Origin of the sequence: Spiroplasma endosymbiont of Nomada ruficornis, from assembly GCF_964030795.1 — a bacterium.
Lineage (GTDB): Bacteria > Bacillota_I > Bacilli_A > Mycoplasmatales > VBWQ01 > Spiroplasma_E > Spiroplasma_E ixodetis_A.
Genome location: NZ_OZ034962.1, coordinates 1,369,191 through 1,385,856 on the forward strand (window position 1 = coordinate 1,369,191; position 16,666 = coordinate 1,385,856).

Below are 16,666 nucleotides of genomic sequence, written 5' to 3' on the forward strand. Positions count from 1 at the left end.
AAATAAAATCTATTATTAAAAAGGGATTTTTATATTATCCATGTGGTTCAAATGTCGGATGAGGTACATTTTCTACTTTAGAATTAATAATATTTTTATTTCAAGGAATTACTTTATAAAATACATAAGAACAAATAAAATCAGCTGATTTACTTAAACACGAAATCATAATTACCATTTTAATACTTAAGTCAGTTCACTGCAATAAAGCAAAAGTAATAAAAATATCAATAAATCAAATTAAAAATAGATCAGCAATACTAATAATTAAAGTATAGCCACCAGCATAAAGAAAACTAAATAATGGTTGCATCATATTAATGAAAAAATAAGTTACTGCTGAAAAAGCCATATATCAAACTGCAAGTTTCATAGCATTATTAGATAAATTTGGAAATAATACTTTTGGAACTCAAAAAGCACTACCCAAAATAATTAAAGCAATAACAGTTGAAATAGCAAAACTCAATTTTAATATCTTGTTAGCATTTTCTTTAGCCAGTACTAGTTCTCCTGAACCTAACTTGCTACCAACAGCATATCCAACTAAAGCATTATATCCCCTAAAAGTAGAATAAAAAATAGCAACAACACTACCAACAATTTGCACAGCGGCAACAACTTCAGTATCACCAAAATGAGAATATAAAGCTGTTAACATTACTACTGAAACACCAAATAATACTTGACTAGCAAATAAAGGAATAAAAGTAATAATATATTTTTTATGTAAATCTTTTGTAAATTTAAAAATATTTCAATTAGGAGCATAAATTGGTTTTTTATAAATTAAATAACCTAACAATATAAAACATTCTACTGCTCTTGAAATAATTAAACTTATTGCTAATCCTTCAATACCTAATTGTGGTCCCCAACTATATGGTAATGATAAAATACAAACTCAAAATGTATTTAAGAGTAATGAGCAAATAGAAGTTATCAATGGTGTTTTAAAATTACCACATGTATTCATAGTAATTGACATAATAAAAGCAAAACCTAACAATGGGTAATTTCAAGCAATTAATTTACTATATTCTTCAGCAATACCCATAGCATTTTCATGAGAATTATCTTCAGCACCAAGAATTACTCCCATAATTTGTTTGCTAAATAATTCTAATATTACAACAAAAAATATTGAAAAAATTAAAATATAAAATAATTTTATATTAGTAGTTTCTTGAATTTTCTTCTTATCTTTAATACCTAAATATTGAGCAGTAAAAATATTACCGGTAGCAACGATAGCAAAAAAGATATATCAAACCATATCATAAATATTACTTGATGATGCAACTCCAGCAATAGCATCATCATTTCCAAATTGACCAACCACAAAATTATTCATTAAGTTTATTAATGTTTCAATTAAAGATTGTGCACAAATTGGAATCATAAATAATAATGCCATTTTATAAAAGTTTAAATTATCTTTGTTTAATGTTTTCATATTATCTCACCCAATTTAAAAATTTAATATAATAAAAAAATATATTAATGTTATTATTTAATATATTGTTATATTTTTAACGAATAATTGCTTGAAATTTTTTCTTTAATATTTCTTGAATAATACTTATTTGTCCACTTACTTTTGTTTCATCTAATTGTTCTTCTTGACTATTAAATTTCAAATTAAAAGTTAATGAGTGTTGATTTTGTGATTTTAATTTTTCATCATTATAAAAATCTACCAAAGATATTTGTTCTAAAAAATCAATATTTGCAAATATTATAGCATTTTTTACATCAGAAAATTGAATATCGCTATTAACAATAATTGATATATCACGACTTAAAGCATTAAATTTTGATCAAAGCTTAAATTTAGAAACTACTTTTTGTTGTTCTTCTATGATTTTAACTAACTTACTACAATTAATTTCTGCTAAGAATATTTTTTCAACATTCATTATTTTTTCAGTTTGTGGATGCAGTGCGCCAATAGTAGCAATATGTTCTTGCTCATAAAAAATATCTGCGCTTAAATACGGATGCATTAAAGAATTATTATTTGTTTTATAAACAATAGAGTTAAATAAATTTGGCATAACTTTTGCTAAAAAACCATCTAAAAAACCTTTAATAAAATAATACGTACTATTAGTAATTCTATTAGTATTAATTTTTGACCAAAAATTATCCATAATCATAAAAGCTAAATGATGATTATCATCAGTTTCATCACCTGTATAAATAGTTTCATCAGTAAAAATTTTTAATTGTGTTTCTTTACGTGCATAATTATATTGACAAATTCTTAATAAACTATCTGTCAAACTAAAACGCATAACTTCTCTTGTTAATGTCAAAGGTGCTTCTAATTTTACAGGTATTTTATATTTAAAAAAATTAAAATCATTTAATCTCTGCATACTTGTTAAACTATATGTTTTTACTTGATTAAAACCATAACTTGTTAAATGTTGTCTTCACTTCATCATTAAATTTTCCATTGCCGTTGGTGACTTAAATGATACATTAAATTGTGGTTTAATAACTGGTAATTTATCATATCCAAATACTCTGGCAACTTCTTCACTAAAATCATTAGCATTATTTAAATCACTACGATGATTAGGAACTGTTACTTTTAAAATTTCTTGATTTTTTGCATCAATTTCAATTTGACAACCAATAATAGTCAAATAATTAATTATTTCATGAACCCCAAAATTTGTACCTAAAATTTTATGAATAAAATTAAAATTAAAATTGATCACTTTTGTTTTAACTTGATAAGGAACATCATTACTAAAACCAGTAATTTCATATTTAACTTGTAATTGTCCTAAAATAAACAAATAACGTTGTAAAGCAATTAAATAATAATCAGGAACAACTGGTCTTGTTAAACGTTCTAATAATGTATTAATAAGAGCACCATGTCGCTTTGCTTGTTTACTCATTAAGGTAACATCAGGATTAATTGAAAATATAAAAACTTCTTTGGAACTTGGTTTAACTTCATATTCAATATTATGACTAACTCCTAAAACACTAAAAGCCAAATATTTATCATGTAATAAAATATCACCCTCTTTAATTTGCAAATTACCTTCTGGGTATGATTTAGGTGAAATATTTAAAGATGGTTTTTTTAAAACATCGGCACTAAAAGTAATTAAGGGTTGACCCAATTCTAACATTACTAAATGAATAATATCTTCTGATAAAGTTTTGGGTACAATATTTGCAAGTTGTAGTGTTCTTCTAATTCAAATTGGTGTTATTACAGATTTATCATCAAATTCAATCTTTAATGTTGCTAAAGCTTGAATTTTACCATTAAGAACACTAACTTGACTTTTATTATCAAATTTTCCTATACTACTAACTTCCATGTTTTTTAAAGGAATTTTAAAATAACCGCTTAATTCTCTAGCAATACTATAAATCCCCAAACAATCACTACGATTTACTGTTAAATCAATAAAAAAAATTGTATCATCTAAATTTAAATATTGTAATGGATTAATATTACCAACCATTGCATCATCTGGTAAATGAATAATACCACTTAATTCTTCTTTATTCTGAACAATACCACTTAATCCTAATTCTGTTAATGAACAAAGCATTCCTGAAGAAACAACGTCTTGAATTGTTCTTTCAACAATAGTAAGACCATTACCTAAAGTACTTCCTATCCTTGCTACAAGAACTTTAATACCAATAACTACATTTGCTGCACCACAAACTATAGTTAACATTTCAGTGCCTACTGTTACTTCACAAATATTTAATTTATTTGATTTAGGATGTTTAGTCATTTTAGTAATTTGACCAACAACTAAGTTTGTATTACTGAACATTAAATTTTTGACTTGATCAACCTCAAAACCCAAACTATTTAAAGCATCAACGATTTCATAATCTTTAATGCTATTAATATTCAATCACTGCGAAATGATTTTACGTGAAACTATCATTTTATTTTATACTCCTTTTAATTTTTAAAATTGTTTTAAGAATCGAAAATCATTATTATAAAATAATCTGATATCGTCAATGCCATATTTAATCATAGTAATTCTTTCAATGCCTACACCAAAGGCAAAACCTGCTGTTGTTTCATCTAAACCAGCAGCAATAAAAACATTTGGATGAATCATACCAGCACCTAAAACTTCAATTCAACCAGTATACTTACATAATGAACAACCTTCTGTATTACATTTTGGGCAACTTACATCTACTTCAACTGAAGGCTCCGTAAATGGGAAATAACTAGGACGTAATCTTGTTTTAGTTTCCATACCAAAAAATTGCTGACAAAAATAATTTAATGTTCATTTTAAATTTGCAAAAGTAATATTAGATCCAACTAAAAACCCATCAACTTGCATAAATTGGTGAGAATGAGTAACATCATCATCATCTTTTCGATAAACATTTCCTAAACTAATAATAGCCGTGGTTTCTTTTGAATTTTTATCTTGCTCGCTAAGAATGCGTGCAGTCATATTTGTAGCGTGTGTTCTTAATAATCAACGATTAAGTTTGTCATTATTATTTTCAAGATAAAAAGTATCTTGCATATCTCTTGCTGGATGATCAAATGGTAAATTTAAGCGATTAAAATTATATTCTTCATTTTCTACTTCATTACCACTAATGATTTGATAACCCAAATTTTTAAAAATTTCAGATATTTCGGTAACAGTTTTTAATAAAGGATTGGTGTGACCAATATTAAAATCAATACCCGGTAGTGTTAAATCAATTTCTGAAGATTTAAGACGCTCATTAATGTTATCTTTCTCAATTTCATTAAATTTTTTTATTATATATTCATTAATTTCTTTTTTTAATTTATTAGCTGCTTGACCAATTTCAATTCTAAAATTATGAGGAAACTTTTCTAAAGATTTTAATATATTATTAATATCCGAATTTTTACCTAAATATTGTGATTTTAAAACTTGCAATTTATGTAAATCAGCAACTTCATCAATATTATTAAATGCTTGCTGTCTAATAATTTCTAATCTTTTTTTTAAATCGTTAACCGCTAACATTCTATTCCTCCATTAATTTATTAATATGTATAATTAAATTTTTATAATTCAAAATAAGTATAATTTATTTTAATATATTACTAGTAAATAAGCAATACGTTACTATTGCTACACTTGTTGCTAAATTTAATGATTCAACATTAAAAGAAGTTGGAATAAAAATATTACTATTAATTTTATCTTTATACTTTTTATTAATACCTTGTCCTTCATTGCCAAATAAAAAAGCATTCTTTTGCTTAAAGGTAATTTCAGATAAATTAGTACTATTATCTTCATGTAGAAATGTACCATAAATCATATAATTTGCATTTTTTACTTTTAATAAAAATTGATCAAAATTTTCATAATACACATTAGTATAAAAAATAGCTCCTTGACTTGCACTAATTACTTTGTGATTATATAAATCAACGCTTTCATTTGATAAATATACTTCAGAAATATTAAAAGCAGTAACACTGCGTAAAATATTTCCTAAATTACCTGGATCTTGAATTGTATCAATTAGAATAATATGAGAAGAATAAAAATAATTTAAAGATTTAACAATATTACAAACGCCAATTATTGGTTGTGGTGTTTTTTGTTGTGAAATTTTTTTAATAATCATACTATTTACAACAATAACTTCAATATTATTACAAGTTTTTAATAAATTTGCATATTTGTCTAAATACTTCTCATCAACATATACTGCAAGTAATCTTTTTTTTAATAATGCAATACTAATTAAATGTTCTCCTTCAATTAAAAACTTTTTTTTAACATTGCGATGTTTTCTTTCATGTAATAAAACTAATTCTTGAATTATTGGATTTTTAAGTGAGGTTATTTGTTTCATCCATAACTCCTTGTTTTAATATTTTTTGACAATCTTGAAAATCTGGACAATATTGAGCAACAAAATTTCAAAATGTTTTTTTATGATGAGCATGAATTATATGCGTTAACTCATGAATTATAACATAATCAATTACAGCATAATCAAAATGAATTAATTTATAATTAAGTGTAATGATTTTAGTATTTGGTTGACAAACACCTCATTTATTTAACATCGAACGAATTTTTAGTACTGAAAACTCAATATTGATAATTTCTGATCAATATTGTAAGCGACTCATAAAAATATTTTTTGACTCTTCTTTTAAAAATTTTTGAATTTTAATTAATATTTGCTTATCATCTTGAATATTTGTGCATACTACCAAATTATTAAATTCAAAATAAATAATGGTTTTTTTTGAATGATACTTAGTAATTAATTTATATTTTTTACTTAAAAAATAAAGATAACTGTCATTATTATTAATAACAATATTAGGTTTTAATATAGTTTTCTTTTTTAAAATTTTAGGTAAACTTTTTAAAATGAAATCTTCAATTAATTTTTCTTGCATAAAAAATGGAGCACTAATAATAATTTGATCGTTGCGCACTTTTAAATACATATTTTTTTGTTGTTTATATGTAATAATGTACTCTCATTTTGTATTATTATAATTGAAAATTTTAACATTAGTCATTTTAATCTCCTAAATAAAACGATCACTTATTTCCATTAATAATTTTGTGATTGTCGTAAATGATTTATTTCATTTTTATAAATATAACAAGAAATAATGTCTTCACTATTAAAATTACATTTTTTACCAATTGTAAAATAAATATTTAATAATTCAAAAAAATCATTACTTGATTTTGATTTAAAAAGAGTTGTAACAAAAGCAAATAAATCAATGAATGCAAGATTAAGATCTTGATAATTTGTTTTTTCTGAAAAACTAAAATTTTGAAAATCAATATTAAGGCTATTACCGATACTAAGAATAAAATGAAGACTATCAATATATTCTTCAAGCATTACTGATTTTTCACTACTTGGTTTTGAACTTCAATATTTAAAACATCTTTGTTCATTTGCAAATTCACCTAATTCAACTAAAAGTGCTAAAAATCTAGAATTTAATGTTTTAATATCGCTAACACCACGATTAATAATTATTTTTTTATCTAACTCATTTTGAAGTTGGATAATTGTTAAAAATTGTTTTGAATTTAACATAATTAACTCACTTTCTTTTTTTAATTATTAATTAAGATTTCATTATTTTTTTATCTTTTAAATTTAATTTTTTATAAAATTTTGTAATTAATGATTTTTTATCTTTGCTAAATTGTAAAGGTAAGTGCAACTAAATTATTTTTCTATCCAAATATTCGATTGGTGAAAGATAATTTAGTATTTTTCTCGGTCTTTGATTTAAAGACAATATAAATTTATGAACTTCATTTTTATTAGTTTTTGAAAAAATAAATTTTTTAGGAAATTTTTCTCTAATTAAACCATTAGTATTTTCATTAGTACCTCTTTGTCAAGGTGAATATGGATTGGCAAAATAAATTTTTACATCTAAATTTTTTTCAAGTTGTTGTCAATTTGAAAATTCTTTGCCACGATCAAAAGTAATAGTTTTAACAATGTTTTTAGGAAGAATTGATAAATAATAACTGACATTTTTATTAATAACTTTAGTAGTTCTGTTTTTAACTAATATTGCTAAAGTAAATCGTGATACTCTTTCAACTAAAGTTATTAAACATGATTTGCTTTTACCTCGTGATGATACTATAGTATCTCCTTCTCAATGACCAAGTGTTATACGATCATTAACATTTATATCTCGTTCTTTAATTGATTTACCATTAAACTTGCCACGATTTTCTTTAGATTTTCGTTTTTTACCTTTTCTTCTTAAATTTTTACTAGTAACTTTATCAAGCATTCCAAAATAAATTCAAGTATAAATTGTTTTAAAACTAATAACTCACTCTTTATGAAAATTTTTAATTCTGCCATAAATTTGTTCAGGTGATCAACCTAATAGTAATTTTTGTTGTACATATTTTACTAAATTCTTATTTTTAAACTTATGAAAACTAATATGTGATTGTTTTCGATTTTCAGCTTTATTTTGTGCAATTAATGAAAAATCATGATTATTATATTTATTTCTATTAATTTCTCGAATAATAGTACTAATACTTCGATTAAGATTTTTAGCTATTTCACTAATTTTAAATTTAAATTTCAATTGATTCTCAATATAAATCCTTTCATCTATGCCAAGATGTTTATAACTCATATAAAAACTCCTTACTTTTTTCTAAACTAAATTTAGCATTATGGAATTTTTATATGAGAATTTTTTGCAATTTTATTTACTTGCACTTACAAGTATAATTCAGCCTTTATAAATAGGATTAATTTTTGTTCCTTTTTCTAAATAAAAAGGAGATAAAGTTTTTATAATAAAAATATATGTTAAAACTAGTAATGAAATACCAACAACAGACATAAATGTAAAACGTAAAATTGGTAACCACACTGAAGTTTCTAATACTTTTTTACCAAAACTTGCTGTATAACCAGCATTACCAATAAATAAGTAATTAGTACCAAAAGAAGTATTAAAAATAAAAACACCACTACCAAATAAAGTTAAATATAATATACTTTTTTTGATATATATTTTGTCATATTCAATATGACCATATAAATATAAAAGTAAATAAGAAAAAAGAATAATAATATGAATAAAATAATAATTTCAATAAAGAAAATGCTGTGGACCAAAAACTCATTTTGTTTTATCTGGTAATAAAAATGCCAAAATAACAGGACCAATTAAAGGAAAAGTAATATTAAATAAACTTTTATTAGGAATAATTAATAGTATACCACTAGTAATATTTAATACCGAACATAATTGAAAAGGAAAATAATCATACCATTGATAATTATCACCATTCAATCCATGAACAATATAAAAACTAATATATAAAAGTATTTGAAAAATACCTAAACTACATTTAAAACTATAGCACTTACTTAAATTAGCATAAAACCTTTTAAAAATAAATAAACTAATTATCAAGAATAATGATATAGATAAGCCAATTCAATAATACATACCAAATAAAGGATTAATAACTGCTTGTGGATTACCATCAAAAAATCCAAGAAAAACAAATTGCATAATGGCCCCCTCTTTTTTTAGATTTCTTTCTTATTTTTATACTAAGAAGCGAATTTATTTTTTAATTTTACCATTAAATATATTATAAAACAAAGTTTGTGATAAAAAAATATTCTTTGAAATTTATATTAAATACATTTCTAAAACTTATCATAATTTTATATAAATTAAAAACACTTATAATAAATTTAATTTATTTCAAGTGTTTTTAATTTATATAAAATTATGCAATTAATTATTTTGCTAAAGCAGATTTTGATGCCAAAACTAATTTTTCAAATTCTTCTGGTTGATGAATTGATAACTCAGACAATATTTTACGATTAAGATTAATATTAGCTTTATTTAAGCCATCAATAAAACGTGAATATGATAAATCATAATTACGAACAGCTGCATTAATTCTTTGAATTCATAACTTGCGAAACTCACGTTTACAATTTTTACGATCACGATAAGCATATGCTAATGAGTTCATTACTTGTTCATTTGCTGTACGATATAAACTATGTTTTGCTCCATAATATCCTTTTGCTGCTTTTAGTATTTTTTTACGACGATGATTAGTTGTATAACCACCTTTAACTCTAGCCATTTATTTTGTCACCTTCCTAAATTAAATCTTTTAAACGCTTATAGTCAGAAGCAGATACTTCACTTCACCCACGTAATTGACGTTTTTGTTTTGTTGTTTTATTTTGAGCTAAGTGAGAAACAAAAGCACCACTACGCATTCATTTACCACTTCCTGTTACTTTAATTCTTTTTTTTAAAGCTTTTTTTGCTTTCATTTTTGGCATATTTTACCTCCTATTGTTAATTTTCTTGATTTTTCTTTTTTGGAAAAAGATAAATAGTTTGTATATTTTTTTCTTTTTTATCAAAGTTTTTATCATAAATACAAATATCTTCTAATTCTTTATAAAATTTTGTAATTACTTCAAATCCTGCTTCAGGATTATGTAATTCACGACCACGATATTTTAATGTAACTTTTACTTTGTTACCATTACTTAGAAATTTACGAGCCTTATTTGCCTTTGTTTTAATGTCATTGTTATCAATAACAACACTTAGTCGAATTTCTTTTTCTTCAACAATTGTTAATTTTTGTGCTTTTTTAACTTCTTTTTCCTTTTTTTGTTGTTCAAAACGATATGTATCAAATTTAAACATTTTACAAACAGGTGGTTTAGCATTTGGTGATATACATAATAGGTCATATCCTAAATCTTCTGCTTTTTTTAAAGCATCATTTTTTTTCATTAAACCATAATTAGTACCATCATTACCAATTAATAAAAATTCATAAAAGGGAATATTACTATTTCATAAATTATCATTATTTTTAAAAGCCATACATACCTCCTTTAATTTGCATAAATAAAAGTGTGCTAAAACGCACACTCACCACTACAAAACTTTATTTTAAAAATAAAAATTTAAAGCATTGAACCTATAACAACTTAGCTATCAGGTGAGCGTAAAAACTACTTTCTTTATGTCAAGTATTATTATATTAGATTTTTAATAAATTACAAGATTTTTTTAATATGTTAATACATAAATTTAAATAAAAATAAAAAAACTTACTATATAATTAGGCAGCAAGTCTTTTATTTTTATTAATTTTAATACTAATTACTTATATATAACCTATCTTTTATTAAAATTTTTAGCTGTATATAAGATTCCTTGCGATCCAGCAGCATAAATTGAATCATCTGGACCAACTGCTAAAGCAAAAATATGATCATCAGTATTTTTTATTCCAGATAATTCAGAACATAAATCTGTACCTTCTATTTTTTTATATACTTTATTGGAGTCAATACCAACAAATAAATTATTATCTCTATCAATGACTAAAAGTTTAACCTCGTGGTTTGGATTTGTTTCTAAGATTACCTCATATATTCCATTCTTTATCTTATAAAGACGACCATTTCAAGAACCAGCAAAAACAGTATTATCCTTGTCAACTACTAAACTATCAATTTGATGTCCATCGTTTATTTGTTGAAATATTCCAAAAGTTTGACTTATTTTATCGATTTTATAAATTATTCCACGATCATCATCACCAGCATAAATTGAACCATCTGGACCAACTGCTAAACTTCTAATATGATCACCATTTGTTCCTTGCATTCAACTAGTGCTTCCATTTTTGCTGATTTTGAATACACCAGTATCACTACCAACATAAACGGTTTCACTATTTTTATCAAATGTTAAAGCTCAAATTCAGTTTTTTGGTCCTGGTATTATAATTTTTTCAAAACTACGTACACCATCGCTCTTATAAACAAAGCCATTATCACTACCAACATAAACATTATCTTCATTATCAATTACTAAGGCTCTAACTGCCCAATATCCTTCGAATCCTGCCATTAAAATTTCTAATCCTGTTGGAGTAATCTTATAAACCTTATCTTCTTGTGCTCTAAAAATATTACCTTGTGAATCAACACCTAAAGCATAAATGTTTCCATTTGTTAATTTTTGAGAAACAAAATTAGTAATACTATAATACAAATTAACTGTTCCTATATAATCACCTTTGCCAATAATTGTAGCAATACTAGTATCTTGTCTTTTAATATCAAAATCATTAATAGTTAATGATTTAATTGCATGATTTGCTTCAATAATACCTATTAGTAAACTCATTTTAGATGGTGCTAAATCCTTACCACTATTAATAAGTCCTAAATTATTATTTACTATTATATCTGCTAAGTTAATTGCACTATGTTTATTTTCTAAACGCTGAATTATACTTGTAAGTGCAAGTAAATAAAATTGCAAAAAATTCTCATATAAAAATTTCATAATGCTAAATTTAGTTTAGAAAAAAGTAAGGAGTTTTTATATGAGTTATAAACATCTTGGCATAGATGAAAGGATTTATATTGAGAATCAATTGAAATTTAAATTTAAAATTAGTGAAATAGCTAAAAATCTTAATCGAAGTATTAGTACTATTATTCGAGAAATTAATAGAAATAAAGATAATAATCATTATTTTTCATTAATTGCACAAAATAAAGCTGAAAATCGAAAACAATCACATATTAGTTTTCATAAGTTTAAAAATAAGAATTTAGTAAAATATGTACAACAAAAATTACTATTAGGTTGATCACCTGAACAAATTTATGGCAGAATTAAAAATTTTCATAAAGAGTGAGTTATTAGTTTTAAAACAATTTATACTTGAATTTATTTTGGAATGCTTGATAAAGTTACTAGTAAAAATTTAAGAAGAAAAGGTAAAAAACGAAAATCTAAAGAAAATCGTGGCAAGTTTAATGGTAAATCAATTAAAGAACGAGATATAAATGTTAATGATCGTATAACACTTGGTCATTGAGAAGGAGATACTATAGTATCATCACGAGGTAAAAGCAAATCATGTTTAATAACTTTAGTTGAAAGAGTATCACGATTTACTTTAGCAATATTAGTTAAAAACAGAACTACTAAAGTTATTAATAAAAATGTCAGTTATTATTTATCAACTCTTCCTAAAAACATTGTTAAAACTATTACTTTTGATCGTGGCAAAGAATTTTCAAATTGACAACAACTTGAAAAAAATTTAGATGTAAAAATTTATTTTGCCAATCCATATTCACCTTGACAAAGAGGTACTAATGAAAATACTAATGGTTTAATTAGAGAAAAATTTCCTAAAAAATTTATTTTTTCAAAAACTAATAAAAATGAAGTTCATAAATTTATATTGTCTTTAAATCAAAGACCGAGAAAAATACTAAATTATCTTTCACCAATCGAATATTTGGATAGAAAAATAATTTAGTTGCACTTACCTTTACAATTTAGCTAATAAAAAATTATGAATAATATTTTATCATTGTTTTTCCTTCTTTTTTATACATAAAAAACCAATGAAAAAATAATTAATATCAATTTCCTTTACATTAATATTTGTTACATTTCTTATGATAAAGCATCAAGATTATTTTTAATTTAATATTATTTTAATATCAATAATAAAGGTAATGTTTAAAATAATATATTTTATAGTTAAAATGTTAAAATTATTATTATTATTAATATTTTTAGTTTAAAGGAGAATAATATGCAAACAAAACGTTTAATTAAAAGTTTAATTAATAATTTTTTATTTATTATTAATGCTATTTTATGAATTTTTAATATTAGATCCGTTGGTGAAATCGTCACCGGAATTAATGTTGGATCAAATCGTAAAGAAAAACTAATCTATGGACTTTGCAGTTTACTACAATATATAACTTATATATCATTAATTGGATTTATTATTACTATTTATTGATGAATAAAAAATGATTTATCAATAGCAGAGCGTATAAGTGGTTTAAAACAATCATAAATTAAAAATAAAATTTTTTACTTATTTTAATGTAAAAATTAAAAAAATCTTAATTTTTACATTAAGATTAACAATAAAAAAAATTTGGCATCGTGCTATTTTCCCATTGCTGGTATTTTCGCCGATGGAGTGCTTAACTGCTGTGTTCGAGATGGGAACAGGTGTGACCACTCCGCCATGGACACCAAATAGTTTAGCAATTGCTCCCTAAAAACTAGAAACAGACATCTTTAAATTTGATTACTTTTGATTTGCAATAGAGAATATATTCTTCAATAAATCCTCGATCTATTAGTATCAGTAAGCTGAACATATCACTATGCTTACACACCTGACCTATCAACCTTGTATTATTCAAGGGATCTTACTTCTTTCGAATGAGAAATCTCATCTTGGAACTGACTTCGCGCTTAGATGCTTTCAGCGCTTATTCATGCCCTACATAGCTACCCAGCTGTGCCACTGGCGTGACAACTGGTGCACCAGAGGTAGGTCCATTCCGGTCCTCTCGTACTAGGAACAGCTTTCCTCAAATTTCTTGCGCCCACGACAGATAGGGACCAAACTGTCTCACGACGTTCTGAACCCAGCTCGCGTACCGCTTTAATGGGCGAACAGCCCAACCCTTGGAAGCGACTACACCTCCAGGATGCGATGAGCCGACATCGAGGTGCCAAACCTCCCCGTCTATATGAACTATTGGGAAAGATTAGCCTGTTATCCCCGGGGTAACTTTTATCCGTTGAGCGACGGCCTTTCCACACAGCACCGCCGGATCACTAAGCCCAACTTTCGTTCCTGCTCGACTTGTATGTCTCGCAGTCAAGCACCCTTTTACCTTTGCGCTCTACATATGATTTCCATTCATATTGAGGGTACCTTTGGGCGCCTCCGTTACTTTTTAGGAGGCGACCGCCCCAGTCAAACTACCTACCAGACACTGTCCTTAGACCAGATTATGGTCTCAAGTTAGAATTTCAATATAGCAAGGGTGGTATCCCAATGGTGACTCCATGCCTACTAGCGTCTGCATATCAACGTCTCCCACCTATGCTGTACAAACTACACCAAAATTCAATATCAAGTTGTAGTAAAGCTCCACGGGGTCTTTCCGTCTAATCGCGGGTAACCTGCATCTTCACAGGTACTAAGATTTCACCGAGTCTATAGCCGAGACAGCGTCCGGATCGTTACGCCTTTCGTGCGGGTCAGAACTTACCTGACAAGGAATTTCGCTACCTTAGGACCGTTATAGTTACGGCCGCCGTTCACTGGGGCTTCAGTTCAAAGCTTCGCTTACGCTAACAAATCTCTTTAACCTTCCAGCACTGGGCAGGCGTCACCCCCTATACATCGTCTTACGACTTAGCAGAGAGCTGTGTTTTTGCTAAACAGTCGCCCGGACCTCTTCACTGCGACTCATATTGCTATGAGCTCCCCTTCTCGCTAACTTACGGGGTTATTTTGCAGAGTTCCTTAGCTATAGTTATCTCGCTTGCCTTAGGATATTCTCCTTGACCACGTGTGTCCGTTCTCGGTACAGGCACCATGGGTGATGTCTTTAGAAACTTTTCTTGGAAGTATGGCATCAAATGCTTCGTTACTAAGCGAACCGTTCACTCCCCATCGTACTTCAAGGTTAACGCTGTGCGGATTTGCCTACACAACCCTCTTTGTACTTAGCCCAGCACTACCAACCACTGGGACATTTTAGCCTTCTCCGTCATTCCATCAGTCACCATGGTGGTACAGGAATATCAACCTGTTATCCATCGACTACGCCTTTCGGCCTCGCCTTAGGTCCTGACTAACCCTGGGTGGACGAACCTAGCCCAGGAAACCTTGGTCAATCGGCATGAAGGATTCTCACCTTCAATCGTTACTCACGCCGGCATTCTCACTTCTAAACGCTCCACTAGTCCTTCCGGTCTAACTTCGTCGCAGATTAGAACGCTCCCCTACCGCCCACAATATATGTAAACATATATATATAGACCCATAGCTTCGGTACAATGCTTAGCCCCGGTACATTTTCCGCGCAGAATCATTCGACTAGTGAGCTGTTACGCACTCTTTAAAGGATGGCTGCTTCTAAGCCAACCTCCTAGCTGTCTGAACAATTCCACATCGTTTTCCACTTAGCATTGATTTGGGGACCTTAGCTGATGATCTGGGCTGTTTCCCTCACGTCCATGGACCTTATCACCCATAGACTGACTGCCAGATATGTAACAATGGCATTCGCAGTTTAATTGCATTCAGTATCCCGAGGTGGGGCCATCATACATTCAGAGCTTTACCTCCATTGCACTAATTCTGACGCTAGTCCTAAAACTATATCGGGGAGAACCAGCTATCTCCAGGTTCGATTGGAATTTCACCGCTAGCCACAAGTCATCCACGGTCTTTTCAACGAACGTTGGTTCGGTCCTCCATTAACTGTTACATTAACTTCAACCTGCTCATGGCTAGATCACCTGGTTTCGGGTCTACGACCACATACTAAACGCCCTATTCAGGCTCGCTTTCACTTCGGCTCCGTCTTTTCAACTTAACCTTGCATGTAATCGTAACTCGCCGGCTCATTCTACAAAAGGCACGCCGTCACCCATTAACGGGCTCCGACTTGTTGTAAGCATATGGTTTCAGAAACTATTTCACTCCCCTCTCGGGGTACTTTTCACCTTTCCCTCACGGTACTGGTTCACTATCGGTAATTGGTTAGTATTTAGCCTTACGCAGTGGTCTGCGCAAATTCCGACAAGGTTCCACGTGCCTCGCCGTACTCAGGATACTGTCAAGAGATTTATACATTTCGCATACTGGGCTTTCACCATCTATGGCGTTGCTTCCCAACAACTTCTGCTATATATAAATTTTGTAACTCTTCATAGGTCGAACCTAATAGACAGTCCTATAACCCCAGTCTGACGACTGGTTTAGGCTGCTCCCTTTTCGCTCGCCGCTACTAAGGGAATCGCATTCGCTTTCTTTTCCTCTAGGTACTAAGATGTTTCAATTCTCTAGGTATCACTCTGCACAACTATGCATTCATTGTACAGTACTATCTGATTAAAGATAGTGGGTTTCCCCATTCGGACATCTCCGGATCAAAGCTTATTTCCAGCTCCCCGAAGCTTATCGCAGGTAATCGCGTCCTTCATCGTCTTCCAATTCCAAGGCATCCACCATACGCTCTTAATAATTTATTT

At 27.9% G+C, this 16,666-nt stretch carries 14 protein-coding genes and 2 rRNA genes; 2 read left to right on the forward strand and 14 right to left on the reverse strand.

Annotated elements, in window-relative coordinates:
* Positions 1-34: 34 nt before the first annotated feature.
* From AAHM79_RS08310 to AAHM79_RS08365, 12 genes are all read right to left on the reverse strand, one after another.
* Positions 35-1,456, reverse strand: a complete 1,422-nt coding sequence (locus AAHM79_RS08310; protein WP_342257615.1) for an MATE family efflux transporter — start codon at positions 1,454-1,456, stop codon at positions 35-37.
* Positions 1,457-1,532: 76 nt separating this feature from the next.
* The gene (gene pheT, locus AAHM79_RS08315) at positions 1,533-3,938 is read right to left on the reverse strand and encodes a phenylalanine--tRNA ligase subunit beta (RefSeq protein WP_342257616.1); all 2,406 of its coding nucleotides are present in this window, start codon (positions 3,936-3,938) and stop codon (positions 1,533-1,535) included.
* Between the two features lie 24 nt (positions 3,939-3,962).
* A complete protein-coding gene (gene pheS / locus AAHM79_RS08320) occupies positions 3,963-5,027 on the reverse strand; it encodes a phenylalanine--tRNA ligase subunit alpha (RefSeq protein WP_252320310.1) in 1,065 nt (354 codons plus the stop codon).
* A 64-nt stretch (positions 5,028-5,091) separates the two neighbouring features.
* Entirely contained in the window at positions 5,092-5,871 is a 780-nt protein-coding gene (locus AAHM79_RS08325; RefSeq protein WP_342257617.1) for an RNA methyltransferase, read from the reverse strand.
* Positions 5,849-6,556, reverse strand: a complete 708-nt coding sequence (locus tag AAHM79_RS08330) for a SprT family zinc-dependent metalloprotease (RefSeq protein WP_342257618.1) — start codon at positions 6,554-6,556, stop codon at positions 5,849-5,851. Before AAHM79_RS08330 ends, AAHM79_RS08325 begins: the two co-directional genes overlap by 23 nt.
* 35 nt (positions 6,557-6,591) lie before the next feature.
* Positions 6,592-7,095 carry a dUTP diphosphatase gene (locus AAHM79_RS08335; protein WP_338959033.1) on the reverse strand — a complete coding sequence of 168 codons (504 nt, stop codon included), beginning with the start codon at positions 7,093-7,095 and terminating at the stop codon, positions 6,592-6,594.
* Between the two features lie 130 nt (positions 7,096-7,225).
* On the reverse strand, positions 7,226-8,176 hold the full coding sequence (locus tag AAHM79_RS08340) for an IS30 family transposase (protein ID WP_342257619.1): 951 nt from the start codon (positions 8,174-8,176) through the stop codon (positions 7,226-7,228).
* A gap of 72 nt (positions 8,177-8,248) precedes the next feature.
* The gene (locus AAHM79_RS08345; protein WP_342257620.1) at positions 8,249-9,070 is read right to left on the reverse strand and encodes a hypothetical protein; all 822 of its coding nucleotides are present in this window, start codon (positions 9,068-9,070) and stop codon (positions 8,249-8,251) included.
* Positions 9,071-9,305: 235 nt separating this feature from the next.
* Positions 9,306-9,665 carry a 50S ribosomal protein L20 gene (rplT, locus tag AAHM79_RS08350; protein ID WP_342257621.1) on the reverse strand — a complete coding sequence of 120 codons (360 nt, stop codon included), beginning with the start codon at positions 9,663-9,665 and terminating at the stop codon, positions 9,306-9,308.
* A 16-nt stretch (positions 9,666-9,681) separates the two neighbouring features.
* Positions 9,682-9,870 (reverse strand): 50S ribosomal protein L35, encoded by a 189-nt coding sequence (rpmI, locus tag AAHM79_RS08355; protein ID WP_338959025.1) that lies wholly within the window; start codon positions 9,868-9,870, stop codon positions 9,682-9,684.
* 16 nt (positions 9,871-9,886) lie between these two features.
* Positions 9,887-10,429, reverse strand: a complete 543-nt coding sequence (infC, locus tag AAHM79_RS08360) for a translation initiation factor IF-3 (RefSeq protein WP_174480738.1) — start codon at positions 10,427-10,429, stop codon at positions 9,887-9,889.
* A 297-nt stretch (positions 10,430-10,726) separates the two neighbouring features.
* Positions 10,727-11,908, reverse strand: a complete 1,182-nt coding sequence (locus tag AAHM79_RS08365) for a hypothetical protein (RefSeq protein WP_342257622.1) — start codon at positions 11,906-11,908, stop codon at positions 10,727-10,729.
* A 40-nt stretch (positions 11,909-11,948) separates the two neighbouring features.
* On the opposite strand from AAHM79_RS08365, the gene AAHM79_RS08370 reads away from it, so the two are divergent.
* Together AAHM79_RS08370 and AAHM79_RS08375 are read left to right on the forward strand one after the other, a co-directional pair.
* Complete coding sequence (locus AAHM79_RS08370) at positions 11,949-12,899, forward strand: IS30 family transposase (protein ID WP_342257249.1); 951 nt, start codon at positions 11,949-11,951, stop codon at positions 12,897-12,899.
* Positions 12,900-13,181: 282 nt separating this feature from the next.
* Positions 13,182-13,454 carry a hypothetical protein gene (locus AAHM79_RS08375; protein WP_338988300.1) on the forward strand — a complete coding sequence of 91 codons (273 nt, stop codon included), beginning with the start codon at positions 13,182-13,184 and terminating at the stop codon, positions 13,452-13,454.
* 82 nt (positions 13,455-13,536) lie between these two features.
* On the opposite strand, the gene rrf is transcribed toward AAHM79_RS08375, so the two are convergent.
* Both rrf and AAHM79_RS08385 read right to left on the reverse strand, forming a co-directional pair.
* A 5S ribosomal RNA gene (rrf, locus tag AAHM79_RS08380) occupies positions 13,537-13,643 on the reverse strand.
* Between the two features lie 82 nt (positions 13,644-13,725).
* Positions 13,726-16,666, reverse strand: a 23S ribosomal RNA gene (locus AAHM79_RS08385).